We start from the raw sequence: 19,844 nt of genomic DNA, 5'->3' as shown, positions 1-19,844 counted from the left end.
CTCGCGTCTCTCTCCGCTGCGTCGTCGGTCACCCGAGAAACACTCGTGTCGGTGGTGAAGCCTGTCAACAAGGCCTGCCGACCAATAAATCTGACGGTGTATCAGAAAAGCTCTTCCGTCGGCCGGAGGACTGCGGCATTCTGCGCCCATGCAGACGGAGCTGAGCAAGAAACTGGGAGTCGAGCACGCCATTTTCGGCTTCACGCCGTTCCCCGCCGTCGCCGCGGCCATCAGCCGGGCCGGCGGGTTCGGAGTGCTCGGCGCGGTCCGCTACACCGCCCCCGACGAGCTCAAGCGCGACCTCGACTGGGTCGAGGCCCACGTCGACGGCAGGCCGTACGGCCTCGATGTCGTCATGCCCGCCAAGAAGGTGGAGGGCGTGACCGAGGCGGACGTCGAGGCGATGATCCCCGAGGGGCACCGGCAGTATGTGAAGGACACCCTCGCCAAGTACGGCGTCCCGGAGCTGGCCGAGGGTGAGGCGTCCGGCTGGCGCATCACCGGGTGGATGGAGCAGGTCGCCCGGAGTCAGCTGGACGTCGCCTTCGACTACCCGATCCGGCTGCTCGCCAACGCCCTCGGCTCCCCACCCGCCGACGTGGTCGCCCGTGCCCACGAGCGGAACGTGCTCGTCGCGGCCCTGGCGGGCAGTGCCCGGCACGCCGTCAAGCACCAGGAAGCCGGCATCGACATCGTCGTCGCACAGGGCTACGAGGCCGGCGGGCACACCGGCGAGATCGCCTCCATGGTGCTCACCCCGGAGGTCGTCGACGCCGTCGATCCACTGCCCGTACTGGCAGCGGGCGGCATCGGCAGCGGGCAGCAGGTGGCCGCCGCGCTCGCCCTCGGGGCCCAGGGCGTATGGCTGGGCTCCCTGTGGCTGACCTGCACCGAGGCCGACCTCTCCTCGCCCGCGGTGACCCGGAAACTGCTCGCCGCCGGGTCCGGCGACACCGTCCGCTCCCGCGCGCTGACCGGGAAACCCGCACGCCAGCTCCGTACCGAATGGACCGACGCGTGGGACGACCCGGCGGGACCCGGCACCCTCCCCATGCCCCTGCAGGGCCTGTTGGTCGCCGAGGCCCTCACCCGTATCCAGAAGTACGAGGTCGAACCCCTGCTCGGCACCCCGGTCGGCCAGATCGTCGGCCGCATGAAGAGCGAACGCACCGTTCAGGCCGTCTTCGACGACCTCACCCGCGGCTTCGAGCAGGCCGTCGACCGCATCAACCGCATCGCCGGAAGGAGCGGCACATGACGAGTACGCCCCCCGCCGGATTCTGGGCCCAGGCCGCCGCCGATCCCGACCGCACGGTCCTCGTCGCACCCGACGGCGAGCAGTGGACCGCCGGACGCCTGCACGCCGCCGCCAACCAGCTGGTGCACGGCCTGCGCGCCGCCGGGCTGGGACGCGGCGACGCCTTCGCGGTCGTGCTGCCCAACGGCGTCGAGTTCTTCACCGCGTATCTGGCCGCCAGCCAGGCCGGTTTCTATCTCGTCCCGGTCAACCACCATTTCGTCGGCCCGGAGATCGGCTGGATCGTCGCCGACTCCGGCGCCAAGGTGCTCATCTCCCACGAGCGGTTCGCGGGGCCCGCCCGTCATGCCGCCGACGAGGCCGGGCTGCCGGCCACCCACCGGTACGCCGTCGGCACCGTCGAGGGCTTCCGCCCGTACGCCGAACTCCTCGACGGACAACCGGAGTCGGCGCCCTCCGACCGCGAGCTCGGCTGGGTCATGAACTACACGTCGGGCACCACCGGCCGCCCTCGCGGCATCCGCCGCCCGCTCCCCGGCAAGACCCCTGAGGAGGCCTATCTCGGCGGCTTCCTCGGCATCTTCGGCATCAAGCCGTACGACGACAACGTTCACCTCGTCTGCTCCCCGCTCTACCACACCGCCGTACTCCAGTTCGCGGGCGCGTCCCTGCACATCGGCCACCGTCTCGTCCTGATGGACAAGTGGACGCCCGAGGAGATGCTCCGGCTGATCGACCGCGAGAAGTGCACGCACACCCACATGGTCCCGACCCAGTTCCACCGCCTGCTCGCGCTGCCGGAGGACGTGCGCCGCTCGTACGACGTCTCGTCCATGCGGCACGCCATCCACGGCGCCGCCCCCTGCCCCGACCACGTGAAGCGGGCGATGATCGACTGGTGGGGCCACAGCGTGGAGGAGTACTACGCGGCCAGCGAGGGCGGCGGGGCCTTCGCCACCGCCGAGGACTGGCTGAAGAAGCCCGGGACCGTCGGCAAGGCCTGGCCCATCAGCGAGCTCGCGGTCTTCGACGACGACGGCAACCGGCTGCCGCCCGGCGAACTCGGCACCGTCTACATGAAGATGCACACCGGCGGCTTCGCCTACCACAAGGACGAGGCCAAGACGAAGAAGAACCGCATCGGCGACTACTTCACCGTCGGCGACCTCGGCTACCTCGACGAGGACGGCTACCTCTTCCTCCGCGACCGCAAGATCGACATGATCATTTCGGGCGGGGTCAACATCTACCCGGCCGAGATCGAGTCGGCCCTGCTCGCCCACCCCGCCGTCGCCGACGCCGCCGTCTTCGGCATCCCGCACGACGACTGGGGCGAGGAGGTCAAGGCGGTCGTTGAACCTGCCCCCGGCCACGAGCCGGGTCTCGCCCTCGCCGCCTCGATCCTCGATCACTGCGCCGAGCAACTCGCCGGCTACAAGCGTCCCAAGAGCGTCGACTTCATCACCGAGATGCCCCGCGACCCCAACGGGAAGCTGTACAAACGGCGGCTGCGGGACCCGTACTGGGAGGGGCGCACCCGTCCCGTGTGACCCCGGGTATGACTGGCCGTCTGCCGGAACCGGGGCTGGACCCTGTCCCGCGCGGGATGCGCGGGACAGGGCTGCGCGATCAGCGGTGCTCGCTCACCCGGAGCACCCGCAGCGCGGGCGAGGACAGGACGTCCTTCTCGCAGAAGCGGGCCGTCACCCACTTCCCACCGGACAGCAACCGGGTCTGGTCGCTGTAGTGCGGCGAGTTCGGGTTCGACGACTGGGAGTACGTCAGCAGGGTGCGGGCCACCGGGCAGCCGCTGCCGTCCCAGCCGACGGCCTGCAGATGGCTGGAGCCGAACGGCACCTGCGTGTACGCCCCGCTCGCCGCGTCCCACGTCGGCTCGATCACGTTCCACACGCCGAGCCGGTTCGAGCCGCCCGGTACCGCGAGGCGTTCGCCGCCCCGTAGGACGTACTGGTGGTCACCGAGCCGGGCGTCCAACGGTGTACCGGAGCCGCGCAGTTCCGCCACCGCGTCGGCGAGGGCCGTGGTGAAGCCGGGGAGGGCGGTGTCGAGGGTGTTCGGCGTGTGGACCGGGTCCGCGGCCGAGAACGGCACCTTCCAGAGCCGGCCCGCGGGCACCGCGGCGGTCAGCTTCCGCCAGAAGCGGTCGAAGAAGAGGGCACCCCGGCTGTCGGTGTCCATGGTCCGGTCCCAGGAGGCCAGCACCTTGCAGGCCTCGCTGACGTCGACCGCCTTCCCGTTGCTCGCGGTCGCCGTGCCGCCGGGCAGCGCGGCACACGCCTTCGCCGCGTCGGCCGCGGCCAGCGCGCCCGCGGGCGCCCGGTTCGCGAACTGCTGCTTCTGCAGGTCGCGGACGGTCAGCCCGCCGCGTTCGGCCATCGCCGCCACGTCCTCGATCGCGCCGCGGGTGCGCAGCGAGCGCGGTGTCCCCACGTCGCCGAAGATCCGCTCGTAGCCGGTGAGCGGCCGGTCGGTGTTGGCCAGCCAGGCGCTGTCGTTGGAGTTCTCCGCGTACGGGGCGTCCTTGAGCGTGGGCATGCGGGCGGGCCCGAAGATGCCGGGCTGCACGGCGTTGGGGTCGCTGCCGATCGCACAGTCGCCGCGCGAGCCGTCGAGGACCGCGAGACCGGCCTGCGGGTAGGTGAGTTTGCCGAGGTCGGTGGAGCAGCGGGCCGCCAGGTCGTCGGTGATCCGGGGCAGCACCTGCGACTGGGTGTAGAGGGAGTGCCCCGCGGAGTCCGCGGCGACGGTGTTCACCCACGGCAGGCCCTGATGCCGGTCCAGGGAGGTCAGGACGTCCGCCGTGGAGCGCGCCTTGGCGAAGCCGAGCGAGGTGTCGGCGAAGCGGAAGTTGGCGGCGTTCGGGTCGTTGAGCGCGTACGCCGTCGTGGCCGTCCACGGCAGCGGCGGATCACCCTTGGGGTCGGCCACGACCGGACCGTAACGCGTCCACCACTGGGTGCGCGTCAACGGAGCGCCGTCCTGGACCGCCACGGTCACCGTCCGCTTCGTCATCGGCTCCCGCTTGCCGTCCACCAGATAGACGGTGGGGTCGGCGGGGTCGAGGGTCAGCCGGGTCAGGCTGAACGGGACGCCGGTCGCGACGGTGTGGCTCCATGCCACACGTGAGTTGTAGCCGATCGAGACGACCGGCGAGCCGAGGAGGGAGCCGCCCGCGACGTCCAGCTCGCCCGGGATGGTCTGCTGCGACTGCCAGAACCGGCGCCCGCCCTGCCACGGGTAGTGCGGGTTGCCCAGCAGCAGACCGCGGCCGTTCGCCGTCGTGGCACCGCTGAAGGCGACCGCGTTGGAGCCCATGTCCGCGCTCGCGGACCGCTCCCGCACCGACTTGATCAGCGCCTTGGCGTCGACCTTCGCGCCGGGTGCCGTGGCGCCGGTGGGAGGCTGCGCCCCGGTGATCTCGTCCACGGAACCGCCCTGGCCGCCGAGAATCACAATGGCGTAGAAGCGGGCGGCCACGTCCGTCGAAGAGACCGGCCGCACCCAGGGCTTGCCCTGACACGCCGGGTCGGTGATCCGGTTCTGCGCCAGCCAGGCGTTGTACCCGGCGGCGAAGCCGTGCAGCATGTCCTTCACCTGGCGGCTCGGGCCCCCCGGCGCCGGTTCGGTGAGGAGCTTCTCCACGGTCCGGGTCTGCCGTACGCCCCGGAAGTACAGGTCGCTGGAGAGATTGTCGGAGGCCGACGACAGCGAGCGGTCGGTCGCCGCGTCGGGGCCGAAGTAGCGCGAGCGTTCGCCGCGCACGGTCACGAAACCGTCGGCGAGCAGACACACCTGGTCTGCGGCCTGCGCCCAGCCGGTGCCGAAGCCGAGGTCCGCGTAGTTCTTCGCGACGATGTGCGGGATGCCGTACTCGGTGTAGCGGATGACGGCGGACAGATCGCCGTGCGAGGGATGGTCCTGGCCGCTCGGGTGCTCGGCCGCGGCGGCCTGCAGCGCGGTCGAGGCGGTGAGTAACGCGACGGCCGCGACGACCAGTCGTCTGAAACGGGTACGCAAAGTGCCTCCCAATGTCATGGGGGAAGGAGGGGTTGAGCCTCCGACGGGCGGGTGCGTGAGCCTCCCGGGTGCTTGACCTGCCCCGGCCACGCGCCGAGGATCATCAGTCATGACGCAGGGACACGGCAGCACGGTTGACGGGGTGCTGCGGCGCAGCGCCCGACGCACACCCGCGCGTATCGCGGTGGAGTACGGCGACCGCAGGTGGACGTACCAGGAACTGGACGAGGCCGTCTCCCGCGCGGCGAGCGTCCTGCTCGAGCAGGGGCCGGCTCCCGGCGACCGCGTCGGCGCCTACGGCCACAACTCGGACGCCTATCTGATCGGCTTCCTCGCGTGCGCCCGCGCGGGCCTGGTCCATGTGCCGGTCAACCAGAACCTGACCGGTGACGACCTCGCCTACATCGTCGGCCAGTCAGGCAGCTCGCTGGTCCTCACCGACCCCGACCTGGCCGGTCGACTCGCCGACGATGTACGGACGTTGCCCCTGCGGGACGCCGACGATTCACTGCTGGCCCGCCTGGCTTCGGCCCCCGCCTACGACGGGCCCGAGCCGCGCACCGAGGACCTGGTACAGCTGCTGTACACCTCGGGTACGACGGCCCTGCCCAAGGGCGCGATGATGACGCACCGCGCCCTGGTGCACGAGTACCTGAGCGCGATCACCGCCCTCGACCTCAGCGCCGGCGACCGTCCCGTGCACTCGCTCCCGCTCTACCACTCCGCGCAGATGCATGTGTTCCTGCTGCCGTACCTCGCGGTCGGCGCCACCAACATCATCCTCGACGCGCCCGACGGCGACCGGCTCTTCGACCTCATCGAAAGCGGCCGCGCGGACAGCCTGTTCGCCCCGCCCACGGTGTGGATCGGCCTGTCCAACCGCCCCGACTTCACCACCCGCGACCTCGGCGGACTCCGCAAGGCCTACTACGGCGCCTCGATCATGCCGGTGCCCGTCCTGGAACGGCTGCGCGAACGACTGCCGAAGCTCGCCTTCTACAACTGCTTCGGCCAGAGCGAGATCGGTCCCCTGGCCACCGTCCTGGCACCCGACGAGCACAAGGGCCGCATGGACTCCTGCGGCCGCCCCGTCCTGTTCGTCGACGCCCGCGTGGTCGACGAGGACGGCAAGGACGTCCCCGACGGCACACCCGGCGAAATCGTCTACCGCTCCCCGCAGTTGTGCGAGGGCTACTGGGAAAAGCCCGAGGAGACCGCAGAAGCCTTCCGCGACGGCTGGTTCCACTCCGGAGACCTGGCGGTGCGGGACGCGCACGGCTACTACACGATCGTCGACCGCGTGAAGGACGTCATCAACTCCGGTGGCGTACTGGTCGCTTCACGCCAGGTCGAGGACGCCCTCTACACCCACGAGTCCGTCGCCGAGGTCGCCGTGATCGGCCTGCCCGACGAACACTGGATCGAGGCGGTCACCGCGGTCGTCGTCCCGCGCGGCGAGGTGACCGAGGACCAGCTGATCGCCCACGCCCGCGAGAAGCTGCCCCACTTCAAGGCACCGAAGCGGGTGGAGTTCGTCACGGAACTGCCGCGCAACGCCAGCGGCAAGATCCTCAAGAGGGAACTGCGGGACCGCTTCTCCGGCTAGCGCGACCGCCACAGGTCGCGCAGCAGCGCGATCTCGGCCATGTGGTGGATGAACTCGAGGTTGGCACCCCACAGCACGCTGATGAACGGCTCGTCCGGGTCGGAGCCGTACGGATACTGCGAGAAGCCGACCGTGTCGAGTTGCGCGTCGGTGATCGCGGCGACGCTGTCCCGCCAGCGGTCGATCAGCGCCCAGAACCGCTCCAGGGCCAGGGCGGCGGAAGGGGTGAAGTCGACCAGCAGCTTCGGCTCCTGCCGCCGCTCACCGAAGGTCCACTCCCACTGGCCCGCGAAGCAGAAGTGCAGGTGCCCCAGCCGCCACGCGATGGTGGGGACCGGCACCTCGTCGGGCTCCGCCGGCCCGGTGTGAGCGAGCACCTCCTGGACCCGCTCGACGCTCACACTCCAGTCCTCGGCGATCTTGGCGACGGACATGCCGGCGGCGGCCTGCCGGGCCACCTCGTCGTACTCGTTCGCCGGGATGTCCGGGGCCCCCTGGTCGAGCACCCACGCACCGGGCCCGAACGCCCTGGGCGTCGTCGCCTCGCCCCGCCGCCGGATCGACCAGCCGCCGGGCGCGGGCTCCCACAGGTACTCCTCGTCGCCGAGCCCCCTCAGCCGCACCTGAGCCATCTCCCTGGCGCGGTCGAACTGGTCGATGAGCAAGCCCAAACGGTCGGTCCGCACGCCCGGGATCTGCATACCGGCTCCCCTCGCGGTCGCATGTCGCAGCTTCGTCGTGCGGCCGGATCCTGACGAGGCGGCTCACGACGGGCGAACGATTTCCGCTGCGGTCCGCCAGCGCCCCTTCCGGGTTCGTTGCGCGCCCCCGTCAGCCGTGCTTGGCTCGCCCGATGAACCTTCTGCTGACGGCGAGCGGCCTGCGCAACGAGACGCTGCGGGACGCGCTGCGGGACATGCTGGGAAAGCCGTTCGGATCGGCGAACATCGTGTACGTTCCCACCGCGTCGGTCGCCGAGCCCGGGGACCACGGCTGGTTCGTCCAGGGCATGAACCGGCTGTACGGCCTCGGCTGGCGGGAGTTCGACGTCCTGGAACTGAACGGCCTGCCCCGCCGGCTGGTCCTCGACCGGCTGCTCCACGCCGACGTCATCCACGTCGAGGGCGGCAGCCACTACCACCTCGCGCGCAGCATCACCGGCAACGGCCTGGCCGACGGCTTCCTTCAGGCGCTGGAGAGCCGGGTCTACGTGGGGGTCAGCGCCGGATCAATGATCTTCAGCCGTAATCTCACCGCCCACTCCGCCGATGTCATCGGGGACACTCCGGACCTCCACGTCCTCGGCGCGACGACCGTGGAGCCGCCGTTCGGCCTCTTCGACTGGTACCTCAAGCCCCACCTGTACTCGCCGGATTTCCCCGAGCGGGACGACGCCTGGGCTGATCGCATCGCTGCTCGCGCGGACTTCCCGATCTACTTCATCGACGACGACACGGCCGTTCGCGTCAGGGACAGCAAGGTGGACGTCGTCTCCGAAGGCCGGTGGCGGTTCCATCCCTGACGCAACGCGTGGCGGACCCTACGGCGAGCCGCACAGGAGCACAGCCGGCGGGGCGCTACCGCAGGTCCACGATCCGCCGGATCTTCCCCACCGACCGCTCCAGCGACTCCGGCTCCACGATCTCCACCGCGACCGACACCCCGATACCGTCCTTCACCGCCGTCGCGATCGCCTGCGCAGCGGCCTCCCGCACCTCGCGTCCGGCGTCGGGCCGGGCCTCCGCCCGCACCGTGAGGGCGTCGAGACGGCCCTCCCGGGTCAGGCGCAGCTGGAAGTGCGGCGCGACACCGGGGGTGCGCAGCACGATCTCCTCGATCTGCGTCGGGAAGAGGTTCACGCCCCGGAGGATCACCATGTCGTCGCTGCGCCCGGTGACCTTCTCCATCCGCCGGAACACCCGGGCCGTGCCCGGCAGCAGCCGCGTCAGGTCGCGCGTGCGGTACCGCACGACGGGCATCGCCTCCTTGGTCAGCGAGGTGAACACGAGTTCGCCCTCCGCGCCGTCCGGCAGCACCTCGCCGGTGATCGGGTCGACGATCTCGGGGAAGAAGTGGTCCTCCCAGATGTGCAGCCCGTCCTTGGTCTCCACGCACTCCTGCGCCACCCCCGGGCCGATCACCTCGGACAGCCCGTATATGTCCACCGCGTCGATCGCGAACCGCTCCTCGATCTCCCGCCGCATCTCCTCGGTCCACGGCTCGGCCCCGAAGACCCCCACGCGCAGGGAGGTGCCGCGCGGATCGACGCCCTGGCGCTCGAACTCGTCGAGGAGCGTGAGCATGTACGACGGCGTCACCATGATGATCTGCGGTTCGAGGTCCTGGATCAGCTGGACCTGGCGGGCCGTCATACCGCCGGAGGCGGGGATGACCGTACAGCCGAGCCGTTCCGCCCCGTAGTGTGCGCCCAGACCGCCGGTGAACAGGCCGTAGCCGTACGCCACATGCACCTTGTCGCCGGGCCGGCCACCCGCCGCCCGGATCGAGCGGGCCACCATGTCGGCCCACAGGGAGAGGTCGTTGTCCGTGTAGCCGACGACCGTGGGGCGCCCGGTGGTGCCGCTGGAGGCGTGGATCCGGCGGATGCGGTCCTGTGGCACGGCGAACATGCCGTACGGGTAGTTCTCGCGCAGGTCCGCCTTCGTGGTGAACGGGAAACGGGCCAGGTCGGCCAGGGAGCGGCAGTCGTCCGGACGGACGCCTGCCTTGTCGAAGGACTCCCGGTAGAAGGGGACGTGCTCGTACGCGTGCCGCAGTGAGGCCCGCAGCCGCTCCAGCTGCAGCGCCCGCAGCGCACCGGCGTCGAGCCGTTCCCCCGAATCCAGCAGCTCCGTCGCATCCACCATGGGGACGTCTCCTTCACCAACCGCAGCAATACGGGCGACCGATCATTCGGTCGAGCTGTTCGGGATCAGTAATTCAGGCCACGTCGGGGCAGGCAAGAGGGCGGCCCGCATTTTCTGCTGCGCCCAGCACAAGTGCGTTGCGGCACCGGGCCCTGGGGCAGGAAGATCAGCGCATGCCGATCTTCACCGCAGCCGACGGGACCGAGCTGGCCTACCACCTCAAGGGCGAGGGCGAGCCGCTCGTGGTCCTGCCGGGAGGCCCGATGCAGGCCTCCTCCTACCTCGGAGACCTGGGCGGGCTCGCGGCGCACCGCCGGCTGGTCCTCCTTGATCTGCGCGGTACCGGCGACTCGGCGGTACCGGGGGATCCGGCCACCTACCGGTGCGACCGGCTCGTGGACGACGTGGAGTCGCTCCGCGCCCACCTGGGCCTTGAGCGGATGGACCTGCTCGCCCATTCGGCCGGTGGCAGCCTGGCGATGCTGTACGCCGCGCGGCACCCGGAACGGCTGGCGCGGCTGGTCCTGGTCACCTGCACCCCGTGGGCACTGGGAAGGCGGCCCAGCGCCGAGGACCGGCTGGCCGCGGCCCGCCTGAGGGGCGGCGAGCCGTGGTTCGAGGACCTGTTCCCGGCATTCGAGGCATGGCTGGCGGGGAAGACCGACTTCGACCCGGCGTTCGCCCCCTTCTTCTACGGCCGCTGGGACGACGCGGCGTCGGAGCACGATGCCCGCGCCGAGTTCAACGACGATGCCGCCGACGTCTACGGCTCCGCCGGCGCCTACGATCCGTCGGCGACCAGCGCCGCACTCGCCCGAGTGGCCGCACCGGTCCTCGTCCTCGCCGGCGAGCTCGACGGCGGCCCCCGCCCCGAGCTGGCGCGCACCGTCGCCGACGTGTTTCCGAACGCCGAATTCACCGTCCAGCCAGGTGCGGGGCACTATCCATGGGTGGACGACCCAGAGTGGTTCGCACGCCGGGTCGCCGGGTTCCTGGACCGGGACGCAGCCGTTTTGCCTTCGGCGGGATAGCAGCTCGGCCCCCATGTAGCCGCGCTCGAGTTGCGGGATGCACCGGCTGCCGTGACATTTGAGGTGGAGTGAAGAGTGCGAGGGGCCCTGTCCTCTTCCGAGAGGACAGGGCCCCACGCACGCCCGCTTCGCTCAGCGGCGCGAGCTCCACAGGTGCACATAGCAGCCGGAGCTCCGGCCGCCGTCGCCCTGGAGGTTGTCCAGGAGGCTGTTGCCGGTGATGGTCACGACCCTGGCGGCGCACGGCCCCCGACGGACGCAGCGTGCAGCTGCGCAACGGCACCGCATGCCACGCCATCTGGGCCGCTCCAGCCGTCTCCACCTCGGCGACCGGGTTGAACTCACCCTGCCCGGCGTCCGCCGCGAGGCCGGCCGGGGTCACGGCTTGTGCGGTCCGGCCGTGGCAGCGCTTCGACGCCGCCGTAGCACCACATGACCGCCCATCAGGCTCAGCGCCAGGACGGTGAGTCCCACACCGCCCGCCACCTCGAAGCCGGCCGACCCCGTGCCGCCGCCGACGCCCGCGTTCACCCCTCGCTGCGGAACCGGCGTGGAGGTTGCCGGCGCCGGGGTGAGCGTGGCGGAGGTGACCGTGGGCGAAGGCGAGGGCCCGTGCGGCAGGCCCTCGCGGGCGATGTCGTCGTGGTCCGCGTCCAGACGGAACGGATCGCTCGGATTGGCGTCGAGTACCGCCTGCGCCTCTTCCCGGAACCTGAAGTCGCCGCAGTCCACGTCGGTCTGTGCATGGGCCACGAGGAGGGCCAGTGCTGCTGTGCGGTGATCCGCTCACCGTCACCGCGACCCTAGGGACGGCACCCCGCCCCGGCCCGTCGTGCTGAGCCGTCCGAAGGACCCATGCCCGAACCGTCGTCGGCCGGCGGCTCACCCGCCCTGCGGCCCGTACGCCGTCATGAAACGGTCCCGGAACTTGTTCATGGTCCACTCCGGGGCGTTGTCCGCGGGCTTGATCCCGTCCGTCCAGCCCCAGTTCGAGACGCGGTCCAGGACCTTCGGGTCGCGGGCGACGATCGTCACCGGTACGTCCCGGTTGGCGGTGCCCCCGGTGACCGTGGGGACGGGCTGGTGGTCGCCGAGGAAGACGAGGACGGTCTTGTCGTCGCCGTAGCGCTGCATCCACTCGGTCAGGCTGTCCAGGGAGTACTGGATGGCCTTGCGGTACTCGGTGCGCACGCGCTTGGCGCTCTTCCAGACCTCCGTGGGATTCGTGCCCTCCTTCTTGATCTTGTAGAAGATCTTGCCGTCCCCGAGGTCCTTCCAGTCGATCATGTGGGCGATGGGCGACCAGGGGTTGTGGCTGGAGGCCAGGATGATCTCCGCCATGATCGGGTCGCGGTTCTTCTTGCCGTGCTCCAGCTTCTGGAAGGCCTCCAGGCTGAACTGGTCCGGCACCGGCGTCCAGCTGAAGTACGGGCCCTGGTAGCCGAGGTGCGTGGAGTCGTAGATGTGGTCGAGGCCGAAGTACTTGCCCTCGGGCCAGGTCTTGCGGACGCCCGGCACGATGCCGACCGTGCGCCAGGCGCCGGTCTTCTGGAAGTAGCTGGTGAGGGTGGCGCGGTTGCTGGTCGTCAGGGTCCGGTACCGCTGCTGGTTCTTGATCCACAGCCCGGACAGGAACGTCGAGTGGGCGAGCCAGCTGCCCGCTCCCGTCACGGGCGACCTGAGCCAGCCGCTGCGCGCCGCGAAGCCTGCCGCCTTGAGCCGGGCGTCGCCCGCCTTGAGCGTCGCGTCGACCTCCGGTCCCATCGTGGGGTCGTCGATCGCCACCCTGCCGTAGCTCTCGATGAAGGTGAACATGACGTCCTTGCCGCGCAGCCCGGTCAGCAGCTGGCCGGCCGGGGTCTTCGCGTAGGCGTCGACCGCCATCTGCTTCTTGAAGACGTCCGCGTCACCGAGGCCGTCGCGGACGTACTGCACACGGTTGGCGAGGTACTGGGCGTAGCCATTGGTGGCGAGCGTGACACCACCGAACTGCACGCCCAGGGTGAAGCAGAGGATCCACACGACGCCGAGGACCAGCGTGGAGCGTACGGCGACGGGCCGGTGCCGGGCCAGCACGTTGGCCAGCCGCACCATCGCGAGCGCGCTCAGCGTGAGCACGGCGATGACCAGGACGATCACCCCGACCACCGCGAGCACCTCACCCGATCGCCCGAACGAGTCCTTCACCCAGTCCGCGCCATCGCTCAGCAGCACCCAGTCGAAGACCAGGTCGAACGGCCGGGCCAGGGTCTGACGGAAGCCCATGTCGAGGCACTTCAGAACACCGGACAGCCCGACGAACACCCCCAGGACCACGGCCGTGATCCGCCGCCCCCTCGACGGCAGCACGAGCAGGACGGCCGCGAGGAAGATCACCTCGACGGGGAGACGGAAGAACGACTGGACAGTGATCCAGTCCAGGCGGTTGGGCACGAGGAGCACGACGAACATCAGCGCAGCGGCCAGGACGGTCGTACCCACGTGTACGGCAACCGCCGTGCGGGGGTAGCGACGGCGCCAGCCGAACCAGCCCGGGCGGGCGGAGGAGGCGGCGGCGCCCGTCGGGTCGGGCTCGTCGGTGGTGGTCGACGTGGAGGCGTCCGCTTGCTCGTCGGCGGAACCCTCGCCGGTCGAAGCCGCGTCCGGGACGACGTTCTCGGTCGGCTCCTGCCCGTCCGCGCCGCCGCCCGTCTCCTCCGCTGCAGAGTCGCCGGTCGGCTCGTCCGCCTCGGTCCGCTTCGTCGTCGGCCCGGGCGTCTCGTCCGCCGCGCCCGTCGCCACCACCTCCGCCGGCTCCCGGTCCGCCGAGGGCCCCGGCTCCGGGTCGGTCGCCACGGGAGCGGTCGAGGCCTCCTCGGCTCTGGTCCTGTCCGGTGCGTCCGCGTCCGTCTCCGGCAGTTGACGAGGGGGCGTGAGGTGCGACACCCGTGGGTCCTTCCGTGCGAAACCGCTGCTGGCACGGCGGACCGGGCCTGCAGGGCCGAGCCGCCAACCTCGCGTACGGCCCTACGTCACCCTCCGTTCAAACGCCCGGGTCAACCGCGCGCAAAGAGTACGCCCGCCGCCCCGGCCGGCCCACCGCGGGGCCCTGGGCTTGCGTCTAGCGGTCCGCCGCGACCGCCACCTCCCGAGCCCACCGGTAGTCGGCCTTGCCGCTGGGCGACCGCCGTATCGCCTCGGTGATCACCAGTTGCCGGGGGATCTTGTAACCGGCTAGATGGGTACGGCAGTAGGACTGCACGTCCTCAAGCGAAGGCCGTGGCGCGCCCTCGCGCAGTTGCACCACCGCCGCCACGTGGTTGCCCCACTTCGCGTCCGGCACCCCGGCCACCAGTGCGTCGTACACGTCGGGATGGGACTTCAGGGCCTGCTCGACCTCTTCCGGATACACCTTCTCGCCCCCGGTGTTGATGCACTGCGAGCCACGGCCGAGGACCGTGACCACGCCCTGCTCGTCCACCGTCCCCATGTCGCCGAGCAGCACCCACCGCTCGCCGTCCTTCTGGAAGAAGGTCTCGGCGGTTTTCTTCGGGTCGTTGTAGTAGCCGAGCGGGACGTGGCCGCACTGTGCGACCCGGCCCACCTCGCCCGCGGCGACCGGCTCGTGGGTGGCCGGGTCGACCACCTGCGTACGGGAGTTGACCCGGATGCGGAAGGACTGCCCGGCCCCGGAATCGGCCGTCGCCGTGCCGTTGAAGCCGGACTCGGACGAGCCGTAGTTGTTGAGCAGCATGGCGTTCGGAAGCAGTTCCTGGAACTGCCGGCGCACCGTCTCGGAGAGCACCGCCCCGGACGAGGACACGCTGAACACCGACGAGCAGTCCGTGCCCTTCATGGGCCCGGCCAGGGCGTCGATCAGCGGCCGCAGCATCGCGTCGCCGACCAGCGAGATGCTGGTGACCTTCTCCTTCTCGACCGTCCGCAGCACCTCCTCGGGCACGAACTTGCGGTGGATCACGACCCGTTGCCCGAAGTTGAAGCCGATGAACGAGGTGAGGGTGGAGGTGCCGTGCATCAGCGGGGGAGTGGGAAAGAAGGTGATCCCCGAGCCACCGGCAGCGACCCGCTCCGCGAGCTCCTGCGGCTTCCTGACCGGCTCACCGGTCGGCGCGCCCCCGCCCAGACCGGAGAAGAACAGGTCCTCCTGACGCCACATCACGCCCTTGGGCATCCCGGTGGTGCCGCCGGTGTAGATGATGAACTGGTCGTCGCCCGAGCGCGCCGGGAAGCCGCGTTCCGGCGACCCGCCCGCCTCGGCCTCGGCGAACGACACGGCGGCGACCCCGTCCTGCGCCCCGCCCACCCGTATCAGATGCCGCAGCTTCGGGCACTGCGGCAGCGCCGCCGCCACCCGCCCGTCGAACTCCGCGTCGAAGACCAGCGCCACCAGATCGGCGTCCCGATACAGGTACACCAACTCTTCTTCCACATAGCGGTAGTTGACGTTGACGGGGACGATCCGCGCCTTCAGGCACCCGAACACGGTCTGCAGATACTCGATGCCGTTGTAGAGGTGCAGCCCGAGGTGCTCGCCCGGCCGGATCCCGGCGTCGATCAGATGGTGGCCGATACGGTTCGCCGCCGCGTCCAGCTCCTCGTACGTCAGACGCCGCTCCGCGCCCGTGCCCGGGTGATCGATGTACACCAGGGCCTCGCGCTCCGGCACCACGTCGACGACCGACTCGAACAGGTCGGCAAGGTTGTACTCCACCGCTCCTCCTGACCCCGGCAGCCATGACGAAGAACAGCCATGACGAAGAAAGGCGCATCCGTCGGTTCGCCGGTCATCAGAGCAAAGGGGGCGGCAACTGTGAAGGGTCCGCGCGAAGAAATCTGACTGCCTGTCAGAAAACCCTTGAAGTGGCTCCCCGCCTACTGCAACCTGTTCTCGTTCTTTGAGAGGGGAGATGGGTGATGGGTGGGACCGAACACCTCACCGTGCAGCGCGAAGGCGCCACACTGGTGCTCACGCTCAACAGGCCGGACGCCAAGAACGCGCTCTCGCTGTCCATGCTGGTCGGTCTGTACGACGGCTGGATCGAGGCCGACGAGGACGACGCCGTCCGCTCGGTCGTGCTGACCGGTGCGGGCGGCGCGTTCTGCGCAGGCATGGACCTCAAGGCCCTCGCCGGCAAGGGAATGGAGGGCGAGCACCACCGGGACCGCCTCAAGGCCGACCCGGACCTGCACTGGAAGGCGATGCTGCGCCACCACCGCCCCCGCAAGCCGGTGATCGCCGCCGTCGAGGGCTACTGCGTCGCGGGCGGCACGGAGATCCTCCAGGGCACCGACATCCGTGTCGCGGGAGAGTCGGCGACGTTCGGGCTCTTCGAGGTCAAGCGGGGGCTTTTCCCGATCGGCGGCTCGACGGTGCGCCTGCAGCGCCAGATCCCGCGCACCCACGCCCTGGAGATGCTGCTCACGGGCCGCCCCTACACCGCCCGGGAGGCCGCCGACATCGGCCTGATCGGCCATGTGGTGCCCGACGGCACCGCGCTCGCCAAGGCCCTGGAGATCGCCGAACAGATCAACGCCTGCGGTCCGCTCGCCGTGGAGGCGGTCAAGGCGTCCGTGTACGAGACCGCCGAGATGACGGAGACGGACGGGCTTGCCGCCGAACTCAAGCGGGGGTGGCCGGTCTTCGACACGGCCGACGCCAAGGAGGGGGCGCGTGCCTTTGCGGAGAAACGCCCGCCCGTCTACCGGCGCGCGTAAATGCGCCGGCTTGGGCCGGTTCGGAGACTGCGGGCCCGCTGTGGCTGGTCGCGCCCACGCGGCGGAGCCGCACATGTCACAGCCCCGCGCCCCTGAAGGGGTCGCGTCCTGACCGTCGTTCTCTCAAGGAGGCAGCCCGATGCCCGAAGTCCTCAAAGCCCCCCTCACCGTTGAATTCCCCTTCACCCGCTCCCTCGGTCCTGTGCAGAGTGCCTTTCTGACCGGTCTTCGGGAGCGGGTCGTCCTCGGGGTGAGGACCGGTGACGGCCGTGTCCTCGTCCCGCCCGTGGAGTACGACCCCGTCAGCGCGGAAGAGATCCGTGACCTGGTCGAGGTCGCGCCCACCGGCACGGTCACCACCTGGGCCTGGAATCATGAACCCCGGCGCGGACAGCCCCTCGACACTCCCTTCGCCTGGGTCCTGGTCCGTCTCGACGGGGCCGACACCGCCCTGCTGCACACCCTTGACGTCCCAGGGCCGGACGCCGTCCGCACCGGCATGCGCGTCCGCATCCGCTGGGCCGAAGCGCGCGAAGGCGCCATCACCGACATCGCCTGCTTCGAGCCGTACGACGGCGAACCGGACCGGACCGCGGGGCACAGCGGCGAGTTCGAGGACGCGATCACCGGCATCGTCGCCCCCGCCCGTCTCGACTACACCTACTCGCCCGGTCGCGCCCAGACCGCCTACATCAACGCCCTCTCCGAGCGGCGGACGGTGGGCGAGCGCTGCCCCTCCTGCCGCAAGGTGTACGTGCCGCCCAGGGGCGCCTGCCCCACCTGTGGCGTCGCCACGTCGGAGCAGGTCGAGGTGGGACCGCGCGGCACGGTCACCACCTTCTGCATCGTCAACATCAAGGCGAAGAACCTGGACATCGAAGTCCCGTACGTCTACGCCCACATCGCCCTCGACGGCGCCGGCCTCGCGCTGCACGGCCGTATCGGCGGCATCCCCTACGACCAGGTGCGCATGGGGCTGCGCGTCGAACCGGTGTGGACCGAAGGTGCCCGCTACCCCGACCACTACCGGCCCACCGGCGAACCCGACGCGGAGTACGACGCCTACAAGGAGCTGCTGTGATGCGTGACATAGCACTGGTGGCCTTCGCCCAGACCGACCACCGGCGCACCAGCGAGGAGTTCTCCGAGGTGGAGATGCTCATGCCGGTGCTGCACGACGTCCTCGACCAGACCGGTCTGAAGACCGCCGACATCGGCTTCACCTGCTCCGGCTCCAGCGACTACCTGGCCGGGCGCGCGTTCTCCTTCACCCTCGCCCTCGACGGCGTCGGCGCCTGGCCGCCGATCTCCGAGTCGCACGTGGAGATGGACGGCGCCTGGGCCCTGTACGAGGCGTGGACGAAACTCCTCACCGGGGACGCCGACACCGCCCTGGTCTACTCGTACGGCAAGTCCTCACCCGGCTCCGTACGCGACGTCCTGACCCGGCAGCTCGACCCGTACTACGTGGCACCCCTGTGGCCCGACTCCGTCGCCCTGGCCGCCCTCCAGGCACAGGCCCTGATCGACGCGGGCGACACCGACGAGCCCGCGCTCGCCGCAGTCGCCGCCCGCAGCCGTGCGGACGCCGCCGCCAACTCCCATGCCCAGCTGCGGGGACCGGTGCCGCAGGGGGACTACCTCGTACGACCCCTGCGTACCGGTGACTGTCCGCCGATCGGTGACGGTGCGGCCGCCGTGATCCTCGCGGCGGGGGAGCGGGCCCGGCAACTGTGCGAACGGCCCGCCTGGATCCGCGGCATCGACCACCGCATCGAGGCGCACGGCCTCGGTGTCCGCGACCTGACCGACTCGCCCTCCACCCGTCTGGCCGCTGAGAAGGCCGGCGCCTTCGAACGACCCGTCGACACCGCGGAGTTGCACGCGCCCTTCACCTCCCAGGAGGTCGTGCTGCGCAAGGCACTGCGGCTGGGCGACGACGTGCGGGTCAACCCGTCCGGCGGGGCCCTCGCCGCCAACCCGATCATGGCCGCCGGGCTGATCCGCATCGGTGAGGCCGCCGCCGGCATCCACCGGGGCGACTCCGACCGGGCACTCGCCCACGCCACCTCCGGTCCCTGTCTGCAACAGAACCTGGTCGCCGTACTCGAAGGGGATCCCCGATGAGCAAGGAGCCCGTGGCCGTCGTAGGCGTCGGCCAGACCAAGCATGTGGCGGCCCGGCGGGACGTGTCGATCGCCGGGCTGGTCCGGGAGGCCGCCCAACGTGCGCTCGACGACGCGGAGTTGACCTGGGCGGACATCGACGCCGTCGTCATCGGCAAGGCGCCCGACTTCTTCGAGGGCGTGATGATGCCCGAGCTCTACCTCGCCGACGCGCTCGGCGCGGTGGGCAAACCGATGCTGCGGGTGCACACCGCCGGATCCGTCGGCGGCTCGACCGCGCTCGTCGCCGCCAACCTGGTCGCGGCGCGTGTCCACGGCACCGTGCTCACGCTTGCCTTCGAGAAGCAGTCCGAGTCCAACGCCATGTGGGGCCTGTCCCTGCCGATCCCCTTCCAGCAGCCGCTGCTCGCCGGGGCCGGCGGCTTCTTCGCCCCGCATGTGCGTGCGTACATGCGACGCACCGGCGCGCCCGACACGGTCGGCTCCCTGGTGGCGTACAAGGACCGGCGCAACGCGCTGAAGAACCCGTACGCCCACCTGCACGAGCACGACATCACCCTGGAGAAGGTCCAGGCCTCGCCCATGCTGTGGGACCCGATCCGCTACTCCGAGACCTGCCCGTCCTCCGACGGCGCCTGCGCCATGGTGCTGACGGACCGGGCCGGCGCGGCACGCGCGCCCCGGCCGGCCGCGTGGATGCTGGGCGGTGCCATGCGTAGCGAGCCCACCCTGTTCGCCGGCAAGGACGCCGTGTCGCCGCAGGCCGGCAAGGACTGTGCCGCCGACGTGTACCGGCAGGCCGGCATCGCCGATCCGCGCCGCGACATCGACGCCGTCGAGATGTATGTGCCGTTCTCCTGGTACGAGCCCATGTGGCTGGAGAACCTCGGCTTCGCCGACGAGGGCGAGGGCTGGAAACTCACCGAATCCGGGGTGACCGAGCTGGACGGGGACCTGCCCGTCAACATGTCGGGCGGCGTCCTGTCGACCAATCCCATCGGCGCCTCCGGCATGATCCGCTTTGCCGAGGCGGCGCTCCAGGTGCGCGGGCTGGCCGGAGAACACCAGGTGGAAGGGGCCCGGAGGGTCCTCGGGCACGCCTACGGGGGCGGATCGCAGTTCTTCTCGATGTGGCTCGTGGGGAGCGAACCGCCGGAGTCGTAAAAGACTCCGGAAAGGTCCCCCTCACGTGGCCTGTTGGCA

15 protein-coding genes are annotated in these 19,844 nt (G+C 70.6%); 9 read left to right on the top strand and 6 right to left on the bottom strand.

Annotation, left to right across the window (positions count from 1 at the left end; genetic code table 11):
* Positions 1-148: 148 nt before the first annotated feature.
* Positions 149-1,258 carry an NAD(P)H-dependent flavin oxidoreductase gene (locus ABD355_RS02415; RefSeq protein ID WP_344398318.1) on the top strand — a complete coding sequence of 370 codons (1,110 nt, stop codon included), beginning with the start codon at positions 149-151 and terminating at the stop codon, positions 1,256-1,258.
* Complete coding sequence (locus ABD355_RS02410; RefSeq protein WP_344398317.1) at positions 1,255-2,808, top strand: acyl-CoA synthetase; 1,554 nt, start codon at positions 1,255-1,257, stop codon at positions 2,806-2,808. The genes ABD355_RS02415 and ABD355_RS02410 overlap by 4 nt, the downstream gene beginning before the upstream one ends.
* Before the next feature lie 79 nt (positions 2,809-2,887).
* On the opposite strand, the gene ABD355_RS02405 is transcribed toward ABD355_RS02410, so the two are convergent.
* The gene (locus ABD355_RS02405; RefSeq protein ID WP_344398316.1) at positions 2,888-5,296 is read right to left on the bottom strand and encodes a penicillin acylase family protein; all 2,409 of its coding nucleotides are present in this window, start codon (positions 5,294-5,296) and stop codon (positions 2,888-2,890) included.
* A 109-nt stretch (positions 5,297-5,405) separates the two neighbouring features.
* Here ABD355_RS02405 and ABD355_RS02400 point away from each other — a divergent pair, with 109 nt between their 5' ends.
* Positions 5,406-6,902 carry an acyl-CoA synthetase gene (locus ABD355_RS02400; protein ID WP_344398315.1) on the top strand — a complete coding sequence of 499 codons (1,497 nt, stop codon included), beginning with the start codon at positions 5,406-5,408 and terminating at the stop codon, positions 6,900-6,902.
* Here the strand turns inward: ABD355_RS02400 and ABD355_RS02395 are convergent.
* Positions 6,899-7,603 (bottom strand): DinB family protein, encoded by a 705-nt coding sequence (locus tag ABD355_RS02395; protein ID WP_344398314.1) that lies wholly within the window; start codon positions 7,601-7,603, stop codon positions 6,899-6,901. The two genes, ABD355_RS02400 and ABD355_RS02395, sit on opposite strands and share 4 nt — an antisense overlap.
* A gap of 152 nt (positions 7,604-7,755) precedes the next feature.
* Here ABD355_RS02395 and ABD355_RS02390 point away from each other — a divergent pair, with 152 nt between their 5' ends.
* Positions 7,756-8,424, top strand: coding sequence for a Type 1 glutamine amidotransferase-like domain-containing protein (locus ABD355_RS02390; RefSeq protein WP_344398313.1), 669 nt, complete (start codon positions 7,756-7,758; stop codon positions 8,422-8,424).
* Between the two features lie 55 nt (positions 8,425-8,479).
* Here ABD355_RS02390 and paaK read toward each other — a convergent pair whose 3' ends face one another.
* Entirely contained in the window at positions 8,480-9,769 is a 1,290-nt protein-coding gene (gene paaK / locus ABD355_RS02385) for a phenylacetate--CoA ligase PaaK (RefSeq protein ID WP_344398312.1), read from the bottom strand.
* A gap of 173 nt (positions 9,770-9,942) precedes the next feature.
* Between paaK and ABD355_RS02380 the strand changes: the two genes are divergently transcribed.
* A complete protein-coding gene (locus ABD355_RS02380) occupies positions 9,943-10,800 on the top strand; it encodes an alpha/beta fold hydrolase (protein WP_344398311.1) in 858 nt (285 codons plus the stop codon).
* Between the two features lie 378 nt (positions 10,801-11,178).
* Here the strand turns inward: ABD355_RS02380 and ABD355_RS02375 are convergent, their stop codons facing one another.
* From ABD355_RS02375 to ABD355_RS02365, 3 genes are all read right to left on the bottom strand, one after another.
* The gene (locus ABD355_RS02375; protein WP_344398310.1) at positions 11,179-11,553 is read right to left on the bottom strand and encodes a hypothetical protein; all 375 of its coding nucleotides are present in this window, start codon (positions 11,551-11,553) and stop codon (positions 11,179-11,181) included.
* Positions 11,554-11,682: 129 nt separating this feature from the next.
* On the bottom strand, positions 11,683-13,725 hold the full coding sequence (locus ABD355_RS02370; RefSeq protein WP_344398308.1) for a sulfatase: 2,043 nt from the start codon (positions 13,723-13,725) through the stop codon (positions 11,683-11,685).
* A gap of 175 nt (positions 13,726-13,900) precedes the next feature.
* Positions 13,901-15,511 carry an acyl-CoA synthetase gene (locus ABD355_RS02365; protein WP_344398307.1) on the bottom strand — a complete coding sequence of 537 codons (1,611 nt, stop codon included), beginning with the start codon at positions 15,509-15,511 and terminating at the stop codon, positions 13,901-13,903.
* 203 nt (positions 15,512-15,714) lie between these two features.
* Between ABD355_RS02365 and ABD355_RS02360 the strand changes: the two genes are divergently transcribed.
* The 4 genes from ABD355_RS02360 (at position 15,715) to ABD355_RS02345 (ending at position 19,805) form a co-directional block, all read left to right on the top strand.
* Positions 15,715-16,515, top strand: coding sequence for a crotonase/enoyl-CoA hydratase family protein (locus ABD355_RS02360; protein WP_344398306.1), 801 nt, complete (start codon positions 15,715-15,717; stop codon positions 16,513-16,515).
* A 139-nt stretch (positions 16,516-16,654) separates the two neighbouring features.
* Positions 16,655-17,596: a Zn-ribbon domain-containing OB-fold protein gene (locus ABD355_RS02355; RefSeq protein WP_344398305.1), complete on the top strand. Its 942-nt coding sequence runs from the start codon at positions 16,655-16,657 to the stop codon at positions 17,594-17,596.
* Positions 17,596-18,642 carry a thiolase domain-containing protein gene (locus ABD355_RS02350; RefSeq protein ID WP_344398304.1) on the top strand — a complete coding sequence of 349 codons (1,047 nt, stop codon included), beginning with the start codon at positions 17,596-17,598 and terminating at the stop codon, positions 18,640-18,642. The genes ABD355_RS02355 and ABD355_RS02350 overlap by 1 nt, the downstream gene beginning before the upstream one ends.
* Complete coding sequence (locus ABD355_RS02345; protein ID WP_344398302.1) at positions 18,639-19,805, top strand: thiolase domain-containing protein; 1,167 nt, start codon at positions 18,639-18,641, stop codon at positions 19,803-19,805. Before ABD355_RS02350 ends, ABD355_RS02345 begins: the two co-directional genes overlap by 4 nt.
* Positions 19,806-19,844 lie beyond the last annotated feature (39 nt).

Origin of the sequence: Streptomyces longisporus (assembly GCF_039532765.1) — a bacterium.
In the GTDB taxonomy this organism is placed as follows: domain Bacteria; phylum Actinomycetota; class Actinomycetes; order Streptomycetales; family Streptomycetaceae; genus Streptomyces; species Streptomyces longisporus.
This window is presented reverse-complemented; position numbering and strand designations above follow the sequence as displayed.

Coding starts and splice junctions, on each gene's coding strand:
- ABD355_RS02360 (WP_344398306.1), top strand. CDS start 15,715: ATGGGTGGGACCGAACACCTCACCGTGCAGCGCGAAGGCGCCACACTG.
- ABD355_RS02410 (WP_344398317.1), top strand. CDS start 1,255: ATGACGAGTACGCCCCCCGCCGGATTCTGGGCCCAGGCCGCCGCCGAT.
- ABD355_RS02345 (WP_344398302.1), top strand. CDS start 18,639: ATGAGCAAGGAGCCCGTGGCCGTCGTAGGCGTCGGCCAGACCAAGCAT.
- ABD355_RS02380 (WP_344398311.1), top strand. CDS start 9,943: ATGCCGATCTTCACCGCAGCCGACGGGACCGAGCTGGCCTACCACCTC.
- ABD355_RS02390 (WP_344398313.1), top strand. CDS start 7,756: ATGAACCTTCTGCTGACGGCGAGCGGCCTGCGCAACGAGACGCTGCGG.
- ABD355_RS02400 (WP_344398315.1), top strand. CDS start 5,406: ATGACGCAGGGACACGGCAGCACGGTTGACGGGGTGCTGCGGCGCAGC.
- ABD355_RS02415 (WP_344398318.1), top strand. CDS start 149: ATGCAGACGGAGCTGAGCAAGAAACTGGGAGTCGAGCACGCCATTTTC.
- paaK (WP_344398312.1), bottom strand. CDS start 9,769: ATGGTGGATGCGACGGAGCTGCTGGATTCGGGGGAACGGCTCGACGCC.
- ABD355_RS02395 (WP_344398314.1), bottom strand. CDS start 7,603: ATGCAGATCCCGGGCGTGCGGACCGACCGTTTGGGCTTGCTCATCGAC.
- ABD355_RS02350 (WP_344398304.1), top strand. CDS start 17,596: ATGCGTGACATAGCACTGGTGGCCTTCGCCCAGACCGACCACCGGCGC.
- ABD355_RS02355 (WP_344398305.1), top strand. CDS start 16,655: ATGCCCGAAGTCCTCAAAGCCCCCCTCACCGTTGAATTCCCCTTCACC.